Here is a 16,805-nt window from a genome sequence, read left to right on the forward strand (position 1 = left end):
GCTATCTAACATCGCGCGGCGGCGGCCTTGAAGTCGCATTTGGCTCAGCCGGGATTCATCGGATGCTAATCCAGGCAGTGCTGCCGATTAGGCGCGTCCTAACCGGCACAGAAGAAATCTGTTGTTTCCCGGCGCTTGCCGCAATTTATGAATGGTCTCACGGCATCAACCCACTGGGCTGGCCGGCTTGCGCCACGGCTCGAAACCATGATCGGGCATGCTGCAAGGCGACGCTGGCAGGAAGGCACGTTCCATGCGCGATCCGCGCTACGACATTCTGTTCGAGCCCGTAAAGATCGGTCCGGTGACCGCCAAGAACCGCTTCTATCAGGTTCCGCATTGCAATGGCGGCGGCTATCGCGATCCTTCGGCCGCGGCCGAGATGCGCCGCATCAAGTCGGAAGGCGGCTGGGGCGTCATCTTCACCGAGCAGACCGAGATGCACCACACATCGGAGATCACGCCCTTCATCGAGCTCAGGCTGTGGGACGACGCCGATATCCCGGCGCTGGCGAAGATGGCAGAGGCCATGCACCAGCATGGCGCGCTGGCCGGCATCCAGTTGGCCTATTCGGGCATCAACGGTCCCAACCTCTACACCAAGGAGGTACCGCGCGGACCGTCGGCCCTGCCGATCCGAACCTTCACCAACGATCCGGTGCAGGCGCGCGCCATGGACAAGCAGGATATTCGCGACCTGCGCCGCTGGCACCGCAATGCATTCAAGCGTGCCAGGCTTGCGGGCTTCGACCTGGTCTGCCTCTACGGCGCGCATGGCTTCGGCATCATCCAGCACTTCCTGTCCACCGCCACGAACCAGCGCAGCGACGAATATGGCGGCTCGCTGGAAAACCGCTCGCGGCTGATGCGTGAGCTGATCGAAGAGGGCAGGAACGCCATCGGCGACACGTGCGGCCTAACGCTGCGGCTGTCGCTGGACGAGATGATCGGCGAGCTTGGCTTCGGCAACTCCGAAGTGCGCGACATGATCGAGATGCATGCCGACCTGCCAGACCTCTGGGACCTGGCGCATGGCGCCTGGGAGGACTGTTCGGGGCCGTCGCGGTTCAAGGAGGAGGGCGCGCAGGAGAGCCTGGTGTCCGGCATCAAGATGCTGACCTCGAAGCCGGTCGTCGGCGTCGGTCGCTTCACCTCGCCGGATGTGATGGTGAAGATGATCAAGTCCGGCACGCTGGACTTCATTGGCTGCGCGCGGCCGTCGATTGCCGATCCCTTCCTGCCGAAGAAGGTGGAGGAGGGGCGGATCGAGGACATTCGCGAATGCATCGGCTGCAACATCTGCATCACCGGCGACATGACCATGTCGATCTCTCGTTGCACGCAGAACCCGACCTTCATGGAGGAGTGGCGCAAGGGCTGGCATCCCGAACGGATGCAGGCCAAGGGCGACAGCGACAGCGTGCTGATCGTCGGCGCCGGCCCGGCCGGGCTGGAAGCGGCGCGTGCACTCGGCCTGCGCGGCTACCAGGTGGCCATCGCCGAAGCGGGAACCGAACTCGGCGGCCGCGTGGCGCGCGAGTGCCGCTTGCCCGGTCTCTCGGCATGGGGGCGTGTGCGCGACTATCGCCAGTACCAGATCAGCCAGATGTCCAATGTCGACGTCTATTTCGAAAGCCGGCTGTCGGCCGAGGAAATCCTCGCCTTCGGCTTCCAGAACATTGCCGTCGCCACCGGCTCGACATGGCGCCGCGATGGCGTGGCGCGCGCGCATGTCGTGCCGATGCCGGTGGACCCGGCCATGCCGGTCTACACGCCGGACGATTTGATGGGCGGCAATATACCGACCGGCACTGTCGTGCTGTTCGACGACGATCACTATTACATGGGCGGTGTCCTGGCCGAGCTGATGGCGCGGCAGGGTGCGAAGGTGACGCTGGTGACGCCGTCGGCCTATGTGTCCGACTGGACCCGCAACACGCTGGAGCAGGGCGCCATCCATCGCCGGCTGGCCGAACTCGGCGTCGAGATCGTGCTGAATCGGACTGTGACCCGCATCGTGGCGGGTGGGGTTGCCACTGCGTGCGCCTATACGGGCAGCCAACGCGACTTCGCCGCGGACGCCGTCGTGCTCGTGACGTCGCGCCAACAGGACGATGGCGTCTGGTGCGAACTGAAGGCGCGGCGAGATCAATGGGCCGATAGCGGCATCCGCTCGATCAAAATCATCGGCGATGCCGGGGCGCCGGGTCCGATCGCCTGGGCAACCTACGCCGGCCACCGTTTCGCCCGCGAGCTGGACGAAGCCGATATCGGCGACGCACTGCCCTTCCGCCGCGAGGTCACGGCGTTGGCGGCGGATTAGACGCCGGCGGCCCGGTCAGCGAATATCGGGTTGTTCAACCATACTGCATTGCACAATTCCTTCGCTTGGTCACAATGCAGGCATGGTTCGAACCGCACTCGCCGTCCTGGTGATCGATGAAAACCGCATCCGCGCCGCGATCATCGAGGCGGGATTGCGCGAGGCCGGCCATGAGCGAGTCACCGTCATCCATGACGTGACCGGCATTGCGCGGCGGATCGCCGAGATCGAGCCCGATGTCATCGTCATCGATCTCGAGAATCCGAACCGCGACATGCTGGAAAACATGTTCCAGCTGTCGCGCGCCGTGAAACGGCCGATCGCCATGTTCGTCGACCGCTCCGATCAGGCCTCGATCGAGGCGGCGGTCGATGCCGGCGTTTCGGCCTATGTCGTCGACGGTCTGCGGCAAGAGCGCGTCAAGCCGATCCTCGACATGGCGGTAAGCCGCTTCAACGCTTTTTCGCGCATGGCGCGCGAACTGGAAGAGGTTCGCGGCGAGCTAGAGAGCCGTAAGGTGATCGATCGTGCCAAGGGCATATTGATGAAGTCGCGCGGCCTCTCCGAAGAGGCGGCCTACACGCTGCTGCGCAAGACGGCGATGAACCAGAACCGCAAGATCGGCGACATCGCCCAGAGCCTGGTGACTGCCGCCGGGCTGCTGGGGCCGCCGGAGGACGAATGAGCATGACTGCTGCGCACCAGATCACCGCCGGTTTCATGCCGCTTTTCGACAGCGCCGTGCTGGTCGCGGCCGGGGAGCTTGGCTTTGCCGCACGAGAAGGCATCGACCTCACCCTACACCGCGAGACGTCCTGGGCCAACATCCGCGACCGCATCGCCATCGGTCACTTTCATCTCGCGCATATGCTGGGACCGATGCCGCTCGCCTGCAATCTCGGGCTGACGCCACTCGCTTCGGAAACCATCGTGCCGTTCTCGCTCGGGCTCGGCGGCAATTGCGTCACCGTCTCCAACACCGTCTGGGCCGGAATGGTGGCGCAGGGCGCCGAAGCCGATCTTGATCCGGCGCGCGCCGGTGCGGCGTTGCGCGCGCTCATTCGCGAGCGCGCTGCGGCCGGTGGCGACCCGCTGCGCTTCGCCGTGGTGCATCCGCATTCCGGGCACAATTACGAATTGCGCTATTGGCTCGCCGCCTGCGGCATCGATCCGGCGCGCGAAATCGAGATCGTCATCGTGCCGCCGCCCTTCATGGCGGATGCGCTGGCCACCGGCCGCATCGACGGGTACTGCGCAGGCGAACCCTGGAACAGTGCTGCGGTTGCCGCCGGCACCGGGCATATCGTCACCGTCAAGGCGCGGATATGGCGTAACAGCCCGGAGAAGGTAATCGGCGTACGCAAGGCGTGGGCAGACGAAAACCCCGAGGCACTGGCGGCGCTGCTGCGTGCGCTGCATCACTCGGCGCGCTGGTGCCAGGATCCGGCCAACCGTGGCGAATTGGCAGCTGTGATGGCGCAGGCCGGCTTTCTCGGTCTGCCGCCGGCCGTGCAGATGCCGATCCTGACCGGTCATCTCCGACTGGGCGGCGGCGCGGAGCGGACCATCGACGACTTCTTCCTCCCGTTCGACAAGGCAGCGAACTTTCCATGGAAGAGCCATGCGCTGTGGTTCTACACGCAGATGGTGCGCTGGGGGCACGTGGCGCACACGCCGGAAAACCTTGCCATCGCCCGCAACTGCTACCGGCCCGACCTCTACCGTTCGGCTCTGAAGCCGCTTGGTGTGGCGCTTCCCGGCGCCAATTCGAAAGTCGAGGGTGCGCTCCAAGTTGCCACCGCGGTCGGCGCGACAGGCGCCGGCCTTGTGCTCGGTCCGGACGGTTTCTTCGACGGCCAGATCTTCGATCCGGACGAGGTCGACGCCTACATTACCGGCCAGAAATCGGCTCGCGCGGAAGCCTGATCATTTCCGCGTCATTCTTGTGCATTGCACAAAAATTGTGCGCGCGATTGCCCGAATGAACAATCTTTGGCCTTCCGGCCATACGACCCGGTGCGTCCGCGATCGGCGCGGGTTGCTGATTTAATTGATCTTTTTCACCTCTCTCAAAACTGGCACGGTTCCTGCTTTGAAATAGACAGGCCCTTCGCGGGTCACGGAACAGGCGTCCAATGACGGGCGCCACAGGCAAAGCTGCCGCTCAGGTTAATGCGCGCTCCCGGTCACCCGGACGCGAAGACCTGGCTGGCGGCTTTTTTGTTTTGATCAACACGCAATCGACGACGCGGATCCCAAGCCGCGCCCAACCGGAGACGACGATGACGAAACGGATCAGGACTGGAACGACCCTCAAGGACATGACGCGCCGCGATTTTCTCGTCAGCAGCGCGATGACGGCCGGCCTGTTCGTGGCGGCCCGCAAGCTCTTCCCTTCCGGCGCCTATGCTGCGACCGCCACTCCGGAGGTCACCGGCGCCAAGCTCGGCTTCATTGCCCTCACCGATGCGGCACCGCTGATGATCGCCAAGGAGAAGGGGCTGTTCGCCAAGTTCGGCATGCCCGATGTCGAGGTGCTCAAGCAGGCCTCCTGGGGTGCGACACGCGACAATCTGATGCTCGGCGGCGCGGCCAACGGCATCGACGGCGCCCATATCCTGACGCCGCTGCCTTACCTCATGCACACGGGCAAGGTGACGCAGAACAACCAGCCGATGCCGATGGCGATCGTGGCGCGGCTCAACTACGACTGCCAAGGCATTTCGGTCGCCCAGGAATATGCCGGCACCGGTGTCGGTCTCGACGCCTCGAAGCTGAAAGATGCTTTTGCCGCCAAGAAGGCGGCCGGTAAGGAAATCAAGGCCGCCATGACCTTCCCGGGCGGCACGCATGATTTGTGGCTGCGCTACTGGCTGGCGGCCGGTGGCATCGATCCCGACAAGGACGTCTCGACCATCGTCGTGCCGCCGCCGCAGATGGTGGCCAACATGAAGGTCGGCAACATGGACGTGTTCTGCGTCGGCGAACCGTGGAACGAGCAGCTCGTCCATCAGGGCGTCGGCTTCACCGCCGCCACGACGGGCGAATTGTGGAAGGGCCATCCGGAAAAGGCGCTCGGCCTGCGTGCCGAATTCATCGAGAAATACCCGAACGCCACCAAGGCGATCCTGATGGCCGTCATGGAAGCCCAGCAATGGTGCGAGGCCGCTGAGAACAAGGACGAGATGGCCGCCATCATCGGCAAGCGGCAATGGATGAACGTGCCCGTCGCCGACATCATCGGCCGCCTCAAGGGCGACATCAACTACGGCAATGGCCGCGTCGCCAACGGCACCGATCTCTCCATGAAGTTCTGGAAGGGCGGCGTCTCCTATCCTTTCAAGAGCCACGACACGTGGTTCCTCGCCGAGAACATCCGCTGGGGCAAGTTCGCGCCGACCACCGACATCAAGGCGCTGGTCGATCAGGTCAACCGCGAGGATTTGTGGCGCGAAGCGGCCAAGGATCTCGGCGTTGCGGCTGCCGACGTTCCGGCGTCGTCGTCGCGCGGCGTCGAGACCTTCTTCGACGGCAAGATCTTCGATCCGGCCAACCCGTCCGCCTATCTCGATAGCCTGAAGATCAAGGCATCGGCCTGAACCCCTGCGCAAACGGCGCATTGCGCCGTTTGTCGCTCGAATTATCTGCCCCACGGAGTTTTCCCCAGACATGTCGATGCAGACTATCGAGGACACCAAGGTGAAGGCCTTTCCTGCCAAGCCGGCGGAGGTCATCGCCTTCACTGCCAAGGCACGGCGTCGCTTCGAGCCGCTCGCCATCGCCGGCAAACTGGCGAGCGCGCTGGTGCCGCCCATCATCGTCATCGCGCTGATGTTGGTCGTCTGGCAGATCGCCTGTTCGTCGCCGACATCAAGCCTGCCGCCGCCGACCCAGGTGTGGAACGAGGCCTACGATTTGATCGCGCATCCGTTCTTCGACAATGGCCCGCAGGATATCGGTCTGGCATGGCGCGTGCTAATCTCGCTGCAGCGTGTTGCCATCGGCTTCGGCCTGGCGGCGGTGGTCGGCGTCGCGCTCGGCGCGCTGGTCGGCCAGTCGATCTGGGCGATGCGCGGCCTCGACCCGGTGTTCCAGATCCTGCGCACGGTGCCGCCGCTGGCCTGGCTGCCTCTGTCGCTGGCGGCGTTCCGCGATTCCAGCCCGTCGGCGATCTTCGTCATCTTCATCACGTCGATCTGGCCAATCATCATCAACACCGCGGTCGGCGTGCGTAACATCCCAGAGGATTATCGCAACGTCTCGCGCATCCTGCGGCTCAACCAGTTCGAGTTCTTCGTGAAGATCATGGTGCCGGCCGCCGCGCCTTACATCTTTACCGGCCTGAGGATCGGCATCGGCCTGTCCTGGCTTGCCATCGTCGCCGCCGAAATGCTGACCGGCGGCGTCGGCATCGGCTTCTTCATCTGGGACGCGTGGAACTCGTCGCGGCTGCCCGACATCATCGTCGCGCTCGCCTATATCGGCGTCACCGGCTTCTGCCTCGACCGTCTGGTCGCGGCGGTCGGCGCCTTCGTCACCCGCGGCACAACGGCAAAGTGAGGAGAGGGGCGATGACGGCCTATCTGAAACTCGACCATATCGACAAATCCTTCACGCGTGGTGCCCAGGTCAGCGAGGTATTGAAGGACATCAGGCTGACCATCGACAAGGGCGAATTCGTCTCCATCATCGGCCATTCCGGCTGTGGCAAGTCGACCTTGCTCAATCTGATCGCCGGGCTGACCAAGGTGTCCGCCGGCGCCGTGCTGCTCGAGGACAAGGAGGTCGACAGCCCCGGACCGGAACGCGCCGTGGTGTTCCAGAACCACAGCCTTTTGCCGTGGCTGACCGTCTACGAAAACATCAATCTGGCGGTGTCGAAGGTCTTCGGTCGTTCGAAGAGCAAGGCCGAGCGGCATGACTGGATCATGCGCAATCTCGACCTCGTGCAGATGGCGCATGCCAAGGATAAACGCCCGGCAGAAATATCGGGCGGCAGAAGCAGCGCGTCGGGATCGCCCGGGCGCTGGCCATGGAGCCGAAGATACTGCTGCTCGACGAGCCGTTCGGCGCGCTCGATGCGCTGACGCGCGCCCATCTGCAGGATGCGGTGATGGACATCCACTCCAGGCTCGGCTCGACGACGATCATGATCACCCACGATGTCGACGAGGCGGTGCTGCTTTCCGACCGCATCGTCATGATGACCAATGGCCCGGCGGCAACCATCGGCGAAGTGCTTCCCGTGCCGCTGGCGCGGCCGCGCCGGCGCGTCGAACTCTCTTCCGACCGGACTTTCCTGCGCTGCCGCGAGGCGGTGCTGAAGTTCCTCTACGAACGCCACCGCTTCGTCGAAGCCGCGGAGTAGCACCATGAGCGAAAGACTTGTCATCATCGGCAACGGCATGGCCCCCGGGCGCATGCTCGAGCACCTGCTGGAACAGGCGCCGGGCCGCTACACCGTCACCATCTTCAACGCCGAGCCGCGCGTCAATTACGACCGCATCATGCTGTCGCCGGTTCTGTCGGGCGAGAAAGCCTATGAGGAGATCATCATCCACGGCGACGGCTGGTACATCGCCAACAACATCACCCTCTACAAGGGCCACAAGATCATTGCCATCGACCGGACGGCAAAGACCGTTACTTCGGATCATGGTGTCACCGAGCCTTACGACAAGCTCGTCATCGCCACCGGTTCGGTGCCGTTCATCATTCCGGTGCCGGGCCATGATCTGCCGGGCGTGCTGACCTATCGCGACCTCGATGACGTCCAGGCGATGATGCTTGCCGCCCAGTCGCGCGCCAAGGCGGTGGTCATCGGCGGCGGCCTGCTCGGGCTGGAGGCGGCAGCAGGGCTGAACGCGCAAGGCATGGACGTCACCGTGCTGCATGTCATGCCGACGCTGATGGAGCGCCAACTCGATCCCGCGGCCGGCTATCTGCTGCAGCGTGCCGTGGAGCAGCGCGGCATCAAGGTGATCACCAAGGCCAACACACAGGCGATCACAGGCAACGGCAAGGTCGGGCAGGTGGAGCTTGCTGACGGCACCATTATCCCAGCAACGCTTGTGGTGATGGCCGTCGGCATCAGGCCGAATTCGGCGCTGGCGAAACAGGCCGGCATCGCTGTCAACAGGGGCATCGTCGTCGACGCCGGCATGCGCAGCAACGATCCCGACATCTACGCGCTCGGCGAATGTGCCGAGGTCAACGGCCAGGTCTATGGCCTCGTCGCACCGCTCTACGAGATGGCGCGGGTCACAGCCAGCCAGCTGGCCGGCAACGAGGCGGCGGCCTTCGTCCATATGGACACGCCGACCAAGCTCAAGGTCACCGGCATCGACCTGTTCTCGCTCGGCGACTTCGCCGAGGGCGAGGACCGCCAGGAGATCGTGCTGCGCGATGCGGCCGCCGGCGTCTACAAGCGCCTCGTCCTGAAGGACGACCGCATCATCGGTACCGTGCTCTATGGCGAGACGGCTGATGGAGCCTGGTTCAACGACCTCAAGAAGAAGCAGACCGATATTTCCGAAATGCGCGACACGCTCATCTTCGGCCAGTCCTACCAGGGGGGTGCCCCGCTGGACCCTATGGCGGCCGTTGCAGCCTTGCCGGATGATGCGGAAATCTGCGGCTGCAACGGCGTTTGCAAGGGAAAGATCACTGGCGCGATTACGGGGAAGGGCCTGACCTCGCTCGACGACGTGCGTGCCCACACCAAGGCGTCAGCCTCCTGCGGCTCCTGCACCGGGCTGGTCGAGAAGCTGATGGTGCTGACCATCGGCGACAAATACAATCCGGCGGCGGTGCAGCCGATGTGCGGCTGCACGACGCTCGGCCATGACGAGGTGCGCCGGCTGATCATCGCCAAGGGCCTGAAGACCATTCCCGCCGTCATGCAGGAACTGGAGTGGACGACCTCCTGCGGCTGCGCCAAATGCCGGCCGGCGCTCAACTATTATCTCGTCTGCGACTGGCCGGACGAGTACGCCGACGACTACCAGTCGCGCTTCATCAACGAGCGCGTCCACGCCAACATCCAGAAGGACGGCACCTATTCGGTGGTGCCGCGCATGTGGGGCGGCGTCACCAACGCGGCGGAGCTGCGCGCCATCGCCGACGTCGTCGACAAGTTCGAAATCCCGATGGTCAAGGTCACCGGCGGCCAGCGCATCGACATGCTCGGCATCCGCAAGGAGGACCTGCCGGCGGTATGGGCCGATCTCGGTCAGGCCGGCTTCGTCTCCGGCCACGCCTATGCCAAGGGGTTGCGCACGGTGAAGACCTGCGTCGGCTCGGACTGGTGCCGCTTCGGCACGCAGGATTCGACAGGGTTTGGCGTCCGCATCGAAAAATTCATGTGGGGCTCGTGGACGCCGGCCAAGGTCAAGATGGCGGTGTCGGGCTGTCCGCGCAACTGTGCCGAGGCGACCTGCAAGGATGTCGGCGTGATCTGCGTCGACTCCGGCTACGAGATCCATTTCGCCGGCGCGGCCGGCCTCGACATCAAGGGCACCGAGGTGCTGGGCCTGGTCAAGACCGAGGATGAGGCGCTGGAGCATATCGTGGCGCTGACGCAGATGTATCGCGAGCAGGGTCGCTATCTCGAGCGCATCTACAAATGGGCCAAACGCATCGGCATCCCCGAGATCAAGCGTCAGATCATGGACGATGGCGAGAAGCGCAAGGCTTATTACGACCGCTTCGTCTTCAGCCAGAAATTCGCCCAGGTCGATCCGTGGTCGGAACGCGTTTCCGGCAAGGACAAGCACGAATTCCGGCCGATGGCCTCGGTCGGGTTTGCGCAGGCGGCGGAGTGACAATCATGAACTGGATCGCCATCGGCTCTATCGCCGACATCCCCCGCCGCGGCGCGCGCTGCGTCGCCACCCCGGAAGGCAAGATCGCCGTCTTCCGCACCGCCGATGATCAGGTCTATGCCATCGACGACCATTGCCCGCACAAGGGTGGACCGCTCAGCCAGGGCATCGTGCACGGTGCGGCGGTGACCTGTCCCTTGCACAACTGGGTGATTTCGCTGGAGACGGGCAAAGCGCTCGGCGCCGACGAGGGCGCGGTGCGCACCATTCCGGTGCGGGTCGAAGGCGAACGTCTGTTCATCGCGCTGGAAGCGCTGGCCAGCCGCGCGGCCTGAACCATGGAGATTGAGGAAGCGCGCGAGGTGAGGACCACCTGCCCCTATTGCGGGGTGGGCTGCGGCGTGCTGGCGAAGGTCGCCGCGGACGGGCAGGTGTCCGTGCGCGGCGACCCCAACCATCCGGCCAATTTCGGTCGGCTCTGCTCCAAGGGCTCGGCACTGGCCGAGACCATCGATCTCGGCGGCAGGCTGCTTCATCCGGAGATCCATGGTCGCCGCGCCGGCTGGGACGAGGCGCTCGACCTGGTCGCTTCGACCTTCTCGCAGACCATCGCCCACCATGGGCCCGATGCGGTCGCCTTCTATGTCTCCGGCCAGTTGCTGACCGAGGACTATTATGTCGCCAACAAACTGATGAAGGGTTTTGTCGGCTCGGCCAACATCGACACCAATTCGCGCCTGTGCATGGCCTCCTCGGTCGCCGGCCACCGCCGCGCTTTCGGCTCCGACACCGTGCCAGGAACCTACGAGGATCTGGAACTGGCCGACCTGATCGTGCTGGTCGGCTCCAACCTCGCCTGGTGCCATCCGGTGCTCTACCAGCGCATCGCGGCTGCCCGGGAAAAGCGGCCGGAGATGAAGATCGTCCTGGTCGACCCGCGTCGCACCATGACCGCTGACATCGCCGATATGCATCTGGCGATCGCGCCCGATGGCGACGTCGCTTTGTTCACGGGCCTGCTCGCTTATCTCGGCCAGCACAATGCGCTCGACCGCGCCTACATCACGACGCACACGACCGGCTTCGGGCAAGCGCTTTTCGCGGCCTCCGCGCTCGACCTGGCCGGCGTCGCCGCCGCCACCGGCCTGAGCGAGGACGAGCTTGGCCGTTTCTACAGCCTGTTTGCGGCGACGGCGAAAACGGTGACGGTTTACAGCCAGGGTGTGAACCAGTCGTCATCCGGCACCGACAAGGTCAACGCCATCATCAACTGCCATCTCGCCACCGGCCGCATCGGCAAACCCGGAGCAGGGCCGTTTTCGGTGACGGGCCAGCCCAACGCCATGGGCGGCCGCGAGGTCGGCGGCATGGCCAATATGCTCGCCGCCCATATGGAGATCGAAAACCCCGACCATCGCGACCGTGTGCAGCGCTTCTGGAACGCGCCGGCCATTGCCGGAAAGCCCGGCCTGAAGGCAGTCGAGATGTTCCAGGCGCTGGCCGACGGGCGCATCAAGGCGCTGTGGATCATGGCCACCAACCCGGTCGATTCGATGCCGGACGCCGATGCCGTCGAAGCGGCGATCAAGGCGTGCCCTTTCGTGGTGGTGTCGGACGTGCTGGCCCGGACCGACACCGTCCGCCATGCCCATGTCCGGCTGCCCGCCGCCGCCTGGGGCGAGAAGGACGGCACCGTCACCAATTCAGAGCGCCGGGTGTCGCGCCAGCGCGCGTTTTTGGAGCTGCCCGGCGAGGTGCTGCCCGACTGGCGGATCGTCGCCGAGGTGGGCAAGCGGATGGGGTTCGGCGAGGCGTTTTCCTATGCGACGCCGGCGGAAGTTTTTGCTGAACACGCGGCGCTGTCGGGGTTCGAGAATGATGGTGTGCGGGACTTCGATATTGGCGTCTACGGCGGAGTTGATGGCGAGACCTACGCAACGCTTGAGCCGTTCCAGTGGCCGGCGCCCGGTCGTGCCGACCCCTTCTGGCCTGCCGGCCATCTCCCCCTCAAGGGGGGAGATCAGCCTGCCGCTCGGCTTTCGCCAATCGCCAACGCTGCGGAAGAAGCGCCGGTGTCAAAGCTGCTAGTCTCCCCCCTCGAGGGGGAGATGGCCGGCAGGCCAGAAGGGGTCGGCACGACTGGGCTCCAGGTTCGCTTCTTCGCCGACGGCAATTTCTACACACCCGATCGAAAGGCGCGCTTCATCGCCATCCGCCCGACCACGGAAGTCCGCACCAGTCCCGACTATCCGCTGATCCTCAACACCGGCCGTATCCGCGACCATTGGCACACCATGACGCGGACCGGCAAAAGCCCGCGGCTTTCGCAGCACATCGCCGAGCCATTCGTCGAGATCCACCCGGTGGATGCGCAGCGCTTCGGCATCGGTGACGCCGACATCGTGCGCGTTTCCAGCCCGCGCGGTGACGTGCTGGTGCGCGCGCTGGTGACGATACGCCAGCGCCAGGGCAGCCTGTTTGCGCCGATGCACTGGACCGATCAGTTCTCGGCAAAGGGCCGGCTCGACACGCTGACCGCGCCGCTGACCGATCCCATTTCCGGCCAGCCGGCGCTGAAACATGTCGCCGCCCGCATCGAGAAATTCGCCGCAAAAGCCTTCGGCTTTGCGGTGACGCGGCATAGGCCGTCGCCCGATGCCGCGGCCTATTGGGCCGTGGCCAAATGCAAGGGCGGCTGGCGGGTCGAGCTTGCCTTTGCCGAAGACGACATCGACTGGGCCGGCTTTGCCGGGTCACTGTTCGGCGCGTCACCGGGTGCGGAAATGCTCGCCTATCATGACTGCGACGCCGGCCAGCATCGCATCGCCGCCTTCGACGGCGATCAACTGTCAGGCGCCTTGTTCGTCGCGCCCGGCCCGGTCGCCGTGTCGCGCGGCTGGGCGGCGGAACAGTTAAGTGCCGATCATGTCGACCGGCGCGGAAGGCTGGCGATCGTGGCCGGACGGCCGGGCGGGGTCGACGTCGATCGCGGCGCCATTGTCTGCTCCTGCTTCGGCGTCGGCGCCAACCAGATCGCCGAAGCGGTGCGCCGCGGCTGCGGCAGCGTCGCGGGGATCGGCGCGGCCCTGCATGCCGGTACGAATTGCGGCTCCTGCCGCGCGGAGATCAGGGTCATCATCGACGCGCAAAGTCTTCAAGCAGCCGAGTGATTGTCCCGACCAAAGGGGCCTGCGCGACGGCGCTGGTTGGGCTATGGTGGCGTAAGCGTGCTGCGCACGAATCGCCTTCAGTCAGGGTCATCCCAATGGCAAATCCCCCGCGCCGACCGACAAATCCGATGGCGGCCGCCGAAGCGGCTTTCAAGCCGGTGAAGAAGCCGGCCGCGCCGGTTCGTGAGCCCTCCGCCGCTCCAGGCGTCAGGGAGCTTGTTTCGATCCGGATCGACCGCGCCGTGCTGGACCACTTCCAGGAGGATGGGCCGGGCTGGCAGGACCGCATCAACGACGCCTTGCGGCAGGCGATAGAAGGCAAGCCGACGGCCGGCGGTTTGGGCGACGAGTAGCGCCCATCGCTTCGTCATCCACGGGCGGAGCAAGGAGCGTAGCGACGCGGCGCAGACCCCTGGAGCTGCTCCGCAGCCCAAGGGATACATGCCGCGACCTCAAAGCGCTGCAGCGGTGCAGAATTCTGTTCCGCTGCATTCCTCGATGGCTGTCACGGAATGGATCCCAGGGTCTCCGCGACGGAGCTTCGCTCCTGCTTCGCCCTAGGATGACGAAGTTGGGGAGGCTTCAGCCAAAGCGGACGTCGGCTCACGCCTCGAAGTGCAGGATATAGAGCTTGCGCGTCTTCTCGTGGATCGTCCATTCGCCTTTCCACCCTTTCGGCAGCACCAGCATTTCGCCCGGGCCGACGTCCTTGCTGCGGCCATCGGGACCATGCAGCGAGACCCGGCCTGACACGATGTGGCACGTTTCGGAATTGCTGTCGCGCGATGCGGTGAAGCGGCCCGGCGTGCACTCCCAGACGCCGACTTCCAACGTGCCGTCGGGCGAGGTCCACAGCGTCTTCGCTGCTTCGAACTGATTGCCGCTGATCGAGGTCGGCTTGGGCTCGGGCTCGCCGAGATCGATCGAGGCGAGATGGGCGAAGGTCTGGAAATCGGTCATGGCAGTCTCTTAATGTCCTGTGATGCGATCGGCGATTGCGGCGAGTTTCGACGTGTGCTGGAGGCCGGCCTCCTCGCGTTCGTCGGCGACGCGGTAGAGCTGATACATCGAGTGGACACCGAGCCAGCGCATCGGCTCGGGCTCCCACTTGCTGACCTGGCGGTTGACCCAGGGCAGGCGGGTCAGCTCAGTGTCGCGCCGCAGGATGAGATCGCGCAGCGTGCGGCCCGACAGGTTGGAACTGGATACGCCGAGCCCGACATAGCCGCCGGCCCAGCCGATGCCGGTCTCAGGGTCGAGACCGGCCGTCGTGCACCAGTCGCGGGGCACGCCCAGCACGCCGCACCAGGCGTGGTCGATGCGAAGCTTGGCTGTCTGTGGCAGAAGGCGGATGAGGATCGCGTGCAGGCTTTCGATCGTCGCCTGCTGCGTCTGGCCGCGCACGTCGGTCTGCGAGCCGTAGCGGTAGGGCACGCCGCGTCCGCCCATGGTGATGCGGCCTTCCCTGGTGCGCTGTGCATAGCAATAGGCGTGCGCGGCGTCGCCGAGAAGCTCATGGCCCTCCCAGCCGATCTCGTCCCATAGCGATTGCGGCAGCGGCTCGGTGATGATCTGCGCGCTGTTGAGCGGCAGCCAGAGCCGCTCATTGCCTGGTATGCCGGCCGTGAACCCTTCCGTGGCACGAATGATGATTGGCGCGCGCACGGTGCCGCGGCTCGTCGTGACCTTGCCCTTCTCGATGCCGGTCACGGTGGTCTGCTCGTAGATCGGCACGCCAATGCGTTCGACGGCTTCGGACAGGCCGCGCACCAGCTTGGCCGGCTGCACGCGCGCGGTGCCGTGGTGGATATAGCCGCCAAGCACATTTCTGATGTTGATGCGGGCTCTGGCCTCTTCCTGACCGATCAGGCCGACACGCTCGCTCGGCACGCTCCAGCCGATCGCATCGGCATAGGCGGCCTTGATCCGTTCGAGCTGCGGCGGGTTGGTGGCGACCGTCAGATTGTCGACCCGGCGGATGTCGGCATCGATGCCTTCGGTCTCGGTCACCGCGATCACTTCGTCGACCGTGCCATGCATGGCGGTTTCCATGTCGATGACGGCGCCGCGCGTCGAGGTCTGCAGATATTTTTCGCGCGACCAGCTGAAGCCGCCGGACAGCCAGCCGCCATTTCGGCCCGACGCGCCGAAGCCGGCGAACTCCCTCTCGACGATGGCGATGCGGATCGAAGGATCGGCCTTCTTCAGGTAATAAGCCGTCCACAAGCCGGTGTAGCCGGCGCCGACGATGCAGACATCGGCTTCGAGATCACCTGGAAGCGGCGCGCGGTAGGCCGGCAGGCCGATGTCGGCATACCAGAACGAGACGTTGCCGTTGACTTTGGCGTCCATGTCTAAAAATCCTGCGGGGAAAAGCGGTCAGGTCATCGTCATGTCGGCGCGGTCGTCGTCGGCAAGAAGTTTTGCATCGACGACGGACCAGCGCAGATCGACCGTGTCACCAATCGAGAACGGTGTGGCTTCCAGCGACGAGCGCACGATGGCGACCGAGCCGTCGCGAAGCGTCACCTGGTATTTCGAACCCGACCCCAGATAGATCGCTTCGCTGACCTCACCAGTGAGGCTGTTCTGCCCGGCGGCGGGAGGCGTGTTGGTGCCGGCAAGCGACAGCTTCTCCGGCCGCAGCAGGACCACCGGTTTGCGGCCGCCGGCGAGCTTGCCGTAGGCCACGATCTTCTGGCCGGCGATCGTCAGGCTGGTCTGGTCTCCGGACGCCTGGGCCTCGCCGCGCAAACTGGTCGATTCGCCGATGAACTTGGCCACGAACAAGGTCGTCGGCTCGTCGTAGAGCTGGCGGCCGGTTCCGACCTGTTCGATGCGGCCCTGATTGAACACAGCGATGCGGTCGGAGAGCACCAGCGCTTCTTCCTGGTCGTGCGTCACATAGACGAAGGTGGTGCCGAGTTCGCGGTGGATCCGCTTGATCTCCAGCTGCAGCCATTCGCGCAGTTTCTTGTCGAGCGCGCCGAGCGGTTCGTCCATCAACAGCAGCGGCGGATCGAAGACGATGGCACGCGCCAGCGCCACGCGCTGCTGCTGGCCGCCGGAAAGTTCGGAGGGATAGCGATGCGCGAAATCGGCCATCTTGACCATGTCCAGTGCTCGTACAACGAGACGGTCGCGCGCCTGCTTGTCCATGCCGCGCAAGGTGAGGGGATAGGCGACGTTCTTGCCGACCGTCATGTGCGGAAACAGCGCGTAGTGCTGGAAGACGACGCCGATGTTGCGCTTGTGCGCCGGCAGGGCGACGATGCTCTTGCCGCCGACGGCAAGATCGCCTGCGGTGAGGTCGGTGAAGCCCGCAACGACGTTGAGCGTGGTCGTCTTGCCGGAGCCGCTGGGCCCCAGCAGCGTCATGAACTCGCCCGGCTCGATATGCAGGCTGACATCATCGAGCGCGGTGAAATTGCCGTAACGCTTGGTTGCGCCCTTGATGTCGATGGCCGCGCCACGTTCCCTCGCAGTCAT

12 protein-coding genes and 1 pseudogene are annotated in these 16,805 nt (G+C 64.9%); 10 read left to right on the plus strand and 3 right to left on the minus strand.

Annotated features, from left to right (window positions below; translation table 11 throughout):
• Positions 1-253: 253 nt before the first annotated feature.
• The 10 genes and pseudogenes from NP503_RS01760 to NP503_RS01805 all read left to right on the plus strand — a co-directional run bounded on the left by NP503_RS01760 (position 254) and on the right by NP503_RS01805 (position 13,669).
• Positions 254-2,323: an NAD(P)-binding protein gene (locus NP503_RS01760; protein ID WP_127272282.1), complete on the plus strand. Its 2,070-nt coding sequence runs from the start codon at positions 254-256 to the stop codon at positions 2,321-2,323.
• 82 nt (positions 2,324-2,405) lie between these two features.
• A complete protein-coding gene (locus NP503_RS01765) occupies positions 2,406-3,008 on the plus strand; it encodes an ANTAR domain-containing response regulator (RefSeq protein ID WP_127267110.1) in 603 nt (200 codons plus the stop codon).
• 2 nt (positions 3,009-3,010) lie between these two features.
• The gene (locus tag NP503_RS01770) at positions 3,011-4,249 is read left to right on the plus strand and encodes a CmpA/NrtA family ABC transporter substrate-binding protein (RefSeq protein WP_164748886.1); all 1,239 of its coding nucleotides are present in this window, start codon (positions 3,011-3,013) and stop codon (positions 4,247-4,249) included.
• A 356-nt stretch (positions 4,250-4,605) separates the two neighbouring features.
• Entirely contained in the window at positions 4,606-5,922 is a 1,317-nt protein-coding gene (locus NP503_RS01775) for a CmpA/NrtA family ABC transporter substrate-binding protein (protein WP_127276282.1), read from the plus strand.
• A 70-nt stretch (positions 5,923-5,992) separates the two neighbouring features.
• Positions 5,993-6,883, plus strand: coding sequence for a nitrate ABC transporter permease (gene ntrB / locus NP503_RS01780; RefSeq protein ID WP_127271809.1), 891 nt, complete (start codon positions 5,993-5,995; stop codon positions 6,881-6,883).
• An 11-nt stretch (positions 6,884-6,894) separates the two neighbouring features.
• Positions 6,895-7,691: pseudogene (locus NP503_RS01785) on the plus strand (ABC transporter ATP-binding protein).
• A 4-nt stretch (positions 7,692-7,695) separates the two neighbouring features.
• On the plus strand, positions 7,696-10,146 hold the full coding sequence (gene nirB, locus NP503_RS01790) for a nitrite reductase large subunit NirB (protein WP_127267122.1): 2,451 nt from the start codon (positions 7,696-7,698) through the stop codon (positions 10,144-10,146).
• 5 nt (positions 10,147-10,151) lie between these two features.
• On the plus strand, positions 10,152-10,481 hold the full coding sequence (gene nirD / locus NP503_RS01795; protein WP_127267123.1) for a nitrite reductase small subunit NirD: 330 nt from the start codon (positions 10,152-10,154) through the stop codon (positions 10,479-10,481).
• Positions 10,482-10,484: 3 nt separating this feature from the next.
• Positions 10,485-13,316: a nitrate reductase gene (locus tag NP503_RS01800; RefSeq protein ID WP_127267124.1), complete on the plus strand. Its 2,832-nt coding sequence runs from the start codon at positions 10,485-10,487 to the stop codon at positions 13,314-13,316.
• Between the two features lie 95 nt (positions 13,317-13,411).
• On the plus strand, positions 13,412-13,669 hold the full coding sequence (locus NP503_RS01805; RefSeq protein ID WP_127267125.1) for a BrnA antitoxin family protein: 258 nt from the start codon (positions 13,412-13,414) through the stop codon (positions 13,667-13,669).
• Positions 13,670-13,919: 250 nt separating this feature from the next.
• On the opposite strand, the gene NP503_RS01810 is transcribed toward NP503_RS01805, so the two are convergent.
• The 3 genes from NP503_RS01810 to NP503_RS01820 are packed head-to-tail and all read right to left on the minus strand — an operon-like array spanning position 13,920 to position 16,805.
• On the minus strand, positions 13,920-14,276 hold the full coding sequence (locus NP503_RS01810; protein ID WP_127267126.1) for a cupin domain-containing protein: 357 nt from the start codon (positions 14,274-14,276) through the stop codon (positions 13,920-13,922).
• Positions 14,277-14,285: 9 nt separating this feature from the next.
• Positions 14,286-15,668, minus strand: a complete 1,383-nt coding sequence (locus tag NP503_RS01815) for an FAD-binding oxidoreductase (RefSeq protein WP_127267127.1) — start codon at positions 15,666-15,668, stop codon at positions 14,286-14,288.
• A gap of 27 nt (positions 15,669-15,695) precedes the next feature.
• A complete protein-coding gene (locus NP503_RS01820) occupies positions 15,696-16,805 on the minus strand; it encodes an ABC transporter ATP-binding protein (RefSeq protein WP_127267128.1) in 1,110 nt (369 codons plus the stop codon).

It is taken from the genome of Mesorhizobium sp. SEMIA396, assembly GCF_024518615.1.
Taxonomy (GTDB): domain Bacteria; phylum Pseudomonadota; class Alphaproteobacteria; order Rhizobiales; family Rhizobiaceae; genus Mesorhizobium.

Coding starts and splice junctions, on each gene's coding strand:
- NP503_RS01760 (WP_127272282.1), top strand. CDS start 254: ATGCGCGATCCGCGCTACGACATTCTGTTCGAGCCCGTAAAGATCGGT.
- NP503_RS01765 (WP_127267110.1), top strand. CDS start 2,406: ATGGTTCGAACCGCACTCGCCGTCCTGGTGATCGATGAAAACCGCATC.
- NP503_RS01770 (WP_164748886.1), top strand. CDS start 3,011: ATGACTGCTGCGCACCAGATCACCGCCGGTTTCATGCCGCTTTTCGAC.
- NP503_RS01775 (WP_127276282.1), top strand. CDS start 4,606: ATGACGAAACGGATCAGGACTGGAACGACCCTCAAGGACATGACGCGC.
- ntrB (WP_127271809.1), top strand. CDS start 5,993: ATGTCGATGCAGACTATCGAGGACACCAAGGTGAAGGCCTTTCCTGCC.
- nirB (WP_127267122.1), top strand. CDS start 7,696: ATGAGCGAAAGACTTGTCATCATCGGCAACGGCATGGCCCCCGGGCGC.
- nirD (WP_127267123.1), top strand. CDS start 10,152: ATGAACTGGATCGCCATCGGCTCTATCGCCGACATCCCCCGCCGCGGC.
- NP503_RS01800 (WP_127267124.1), top strand. CDS start 10,485: ATGGAGATTGAGGAAGCGCGCGAGGTGAGGACCACCTGCCCCTATTGC.
- NP503_RS01805 (WP_127267125.1), top strand. CDS start 13,412: ATGGCAAATCCCCCGCGCCGACCGACAAATCCGATGGCGGCCGCCGAA.
- NP503_RS01810 (WP_127267126.1), bottom strand. CDS start 14,276: ATGACCGATTTCCAGACCTTCGCCCATCTCGCCTCGATCGATCTCGGC.
- NP503_RS01815 (WP_127267127.1), bottom strand. CDS start 15,668: ATGGACGCCAAAGTCAACGGCAACGTCTCGTTCTGGTATGCCGACATC.
- NP503_RS01820 (WP_127267128.1), bottom strand. CDS start 16,805: ATGACTGCGAGGGAACGTGGCGCGGCCATCGACATCAAGGGCGCAACC.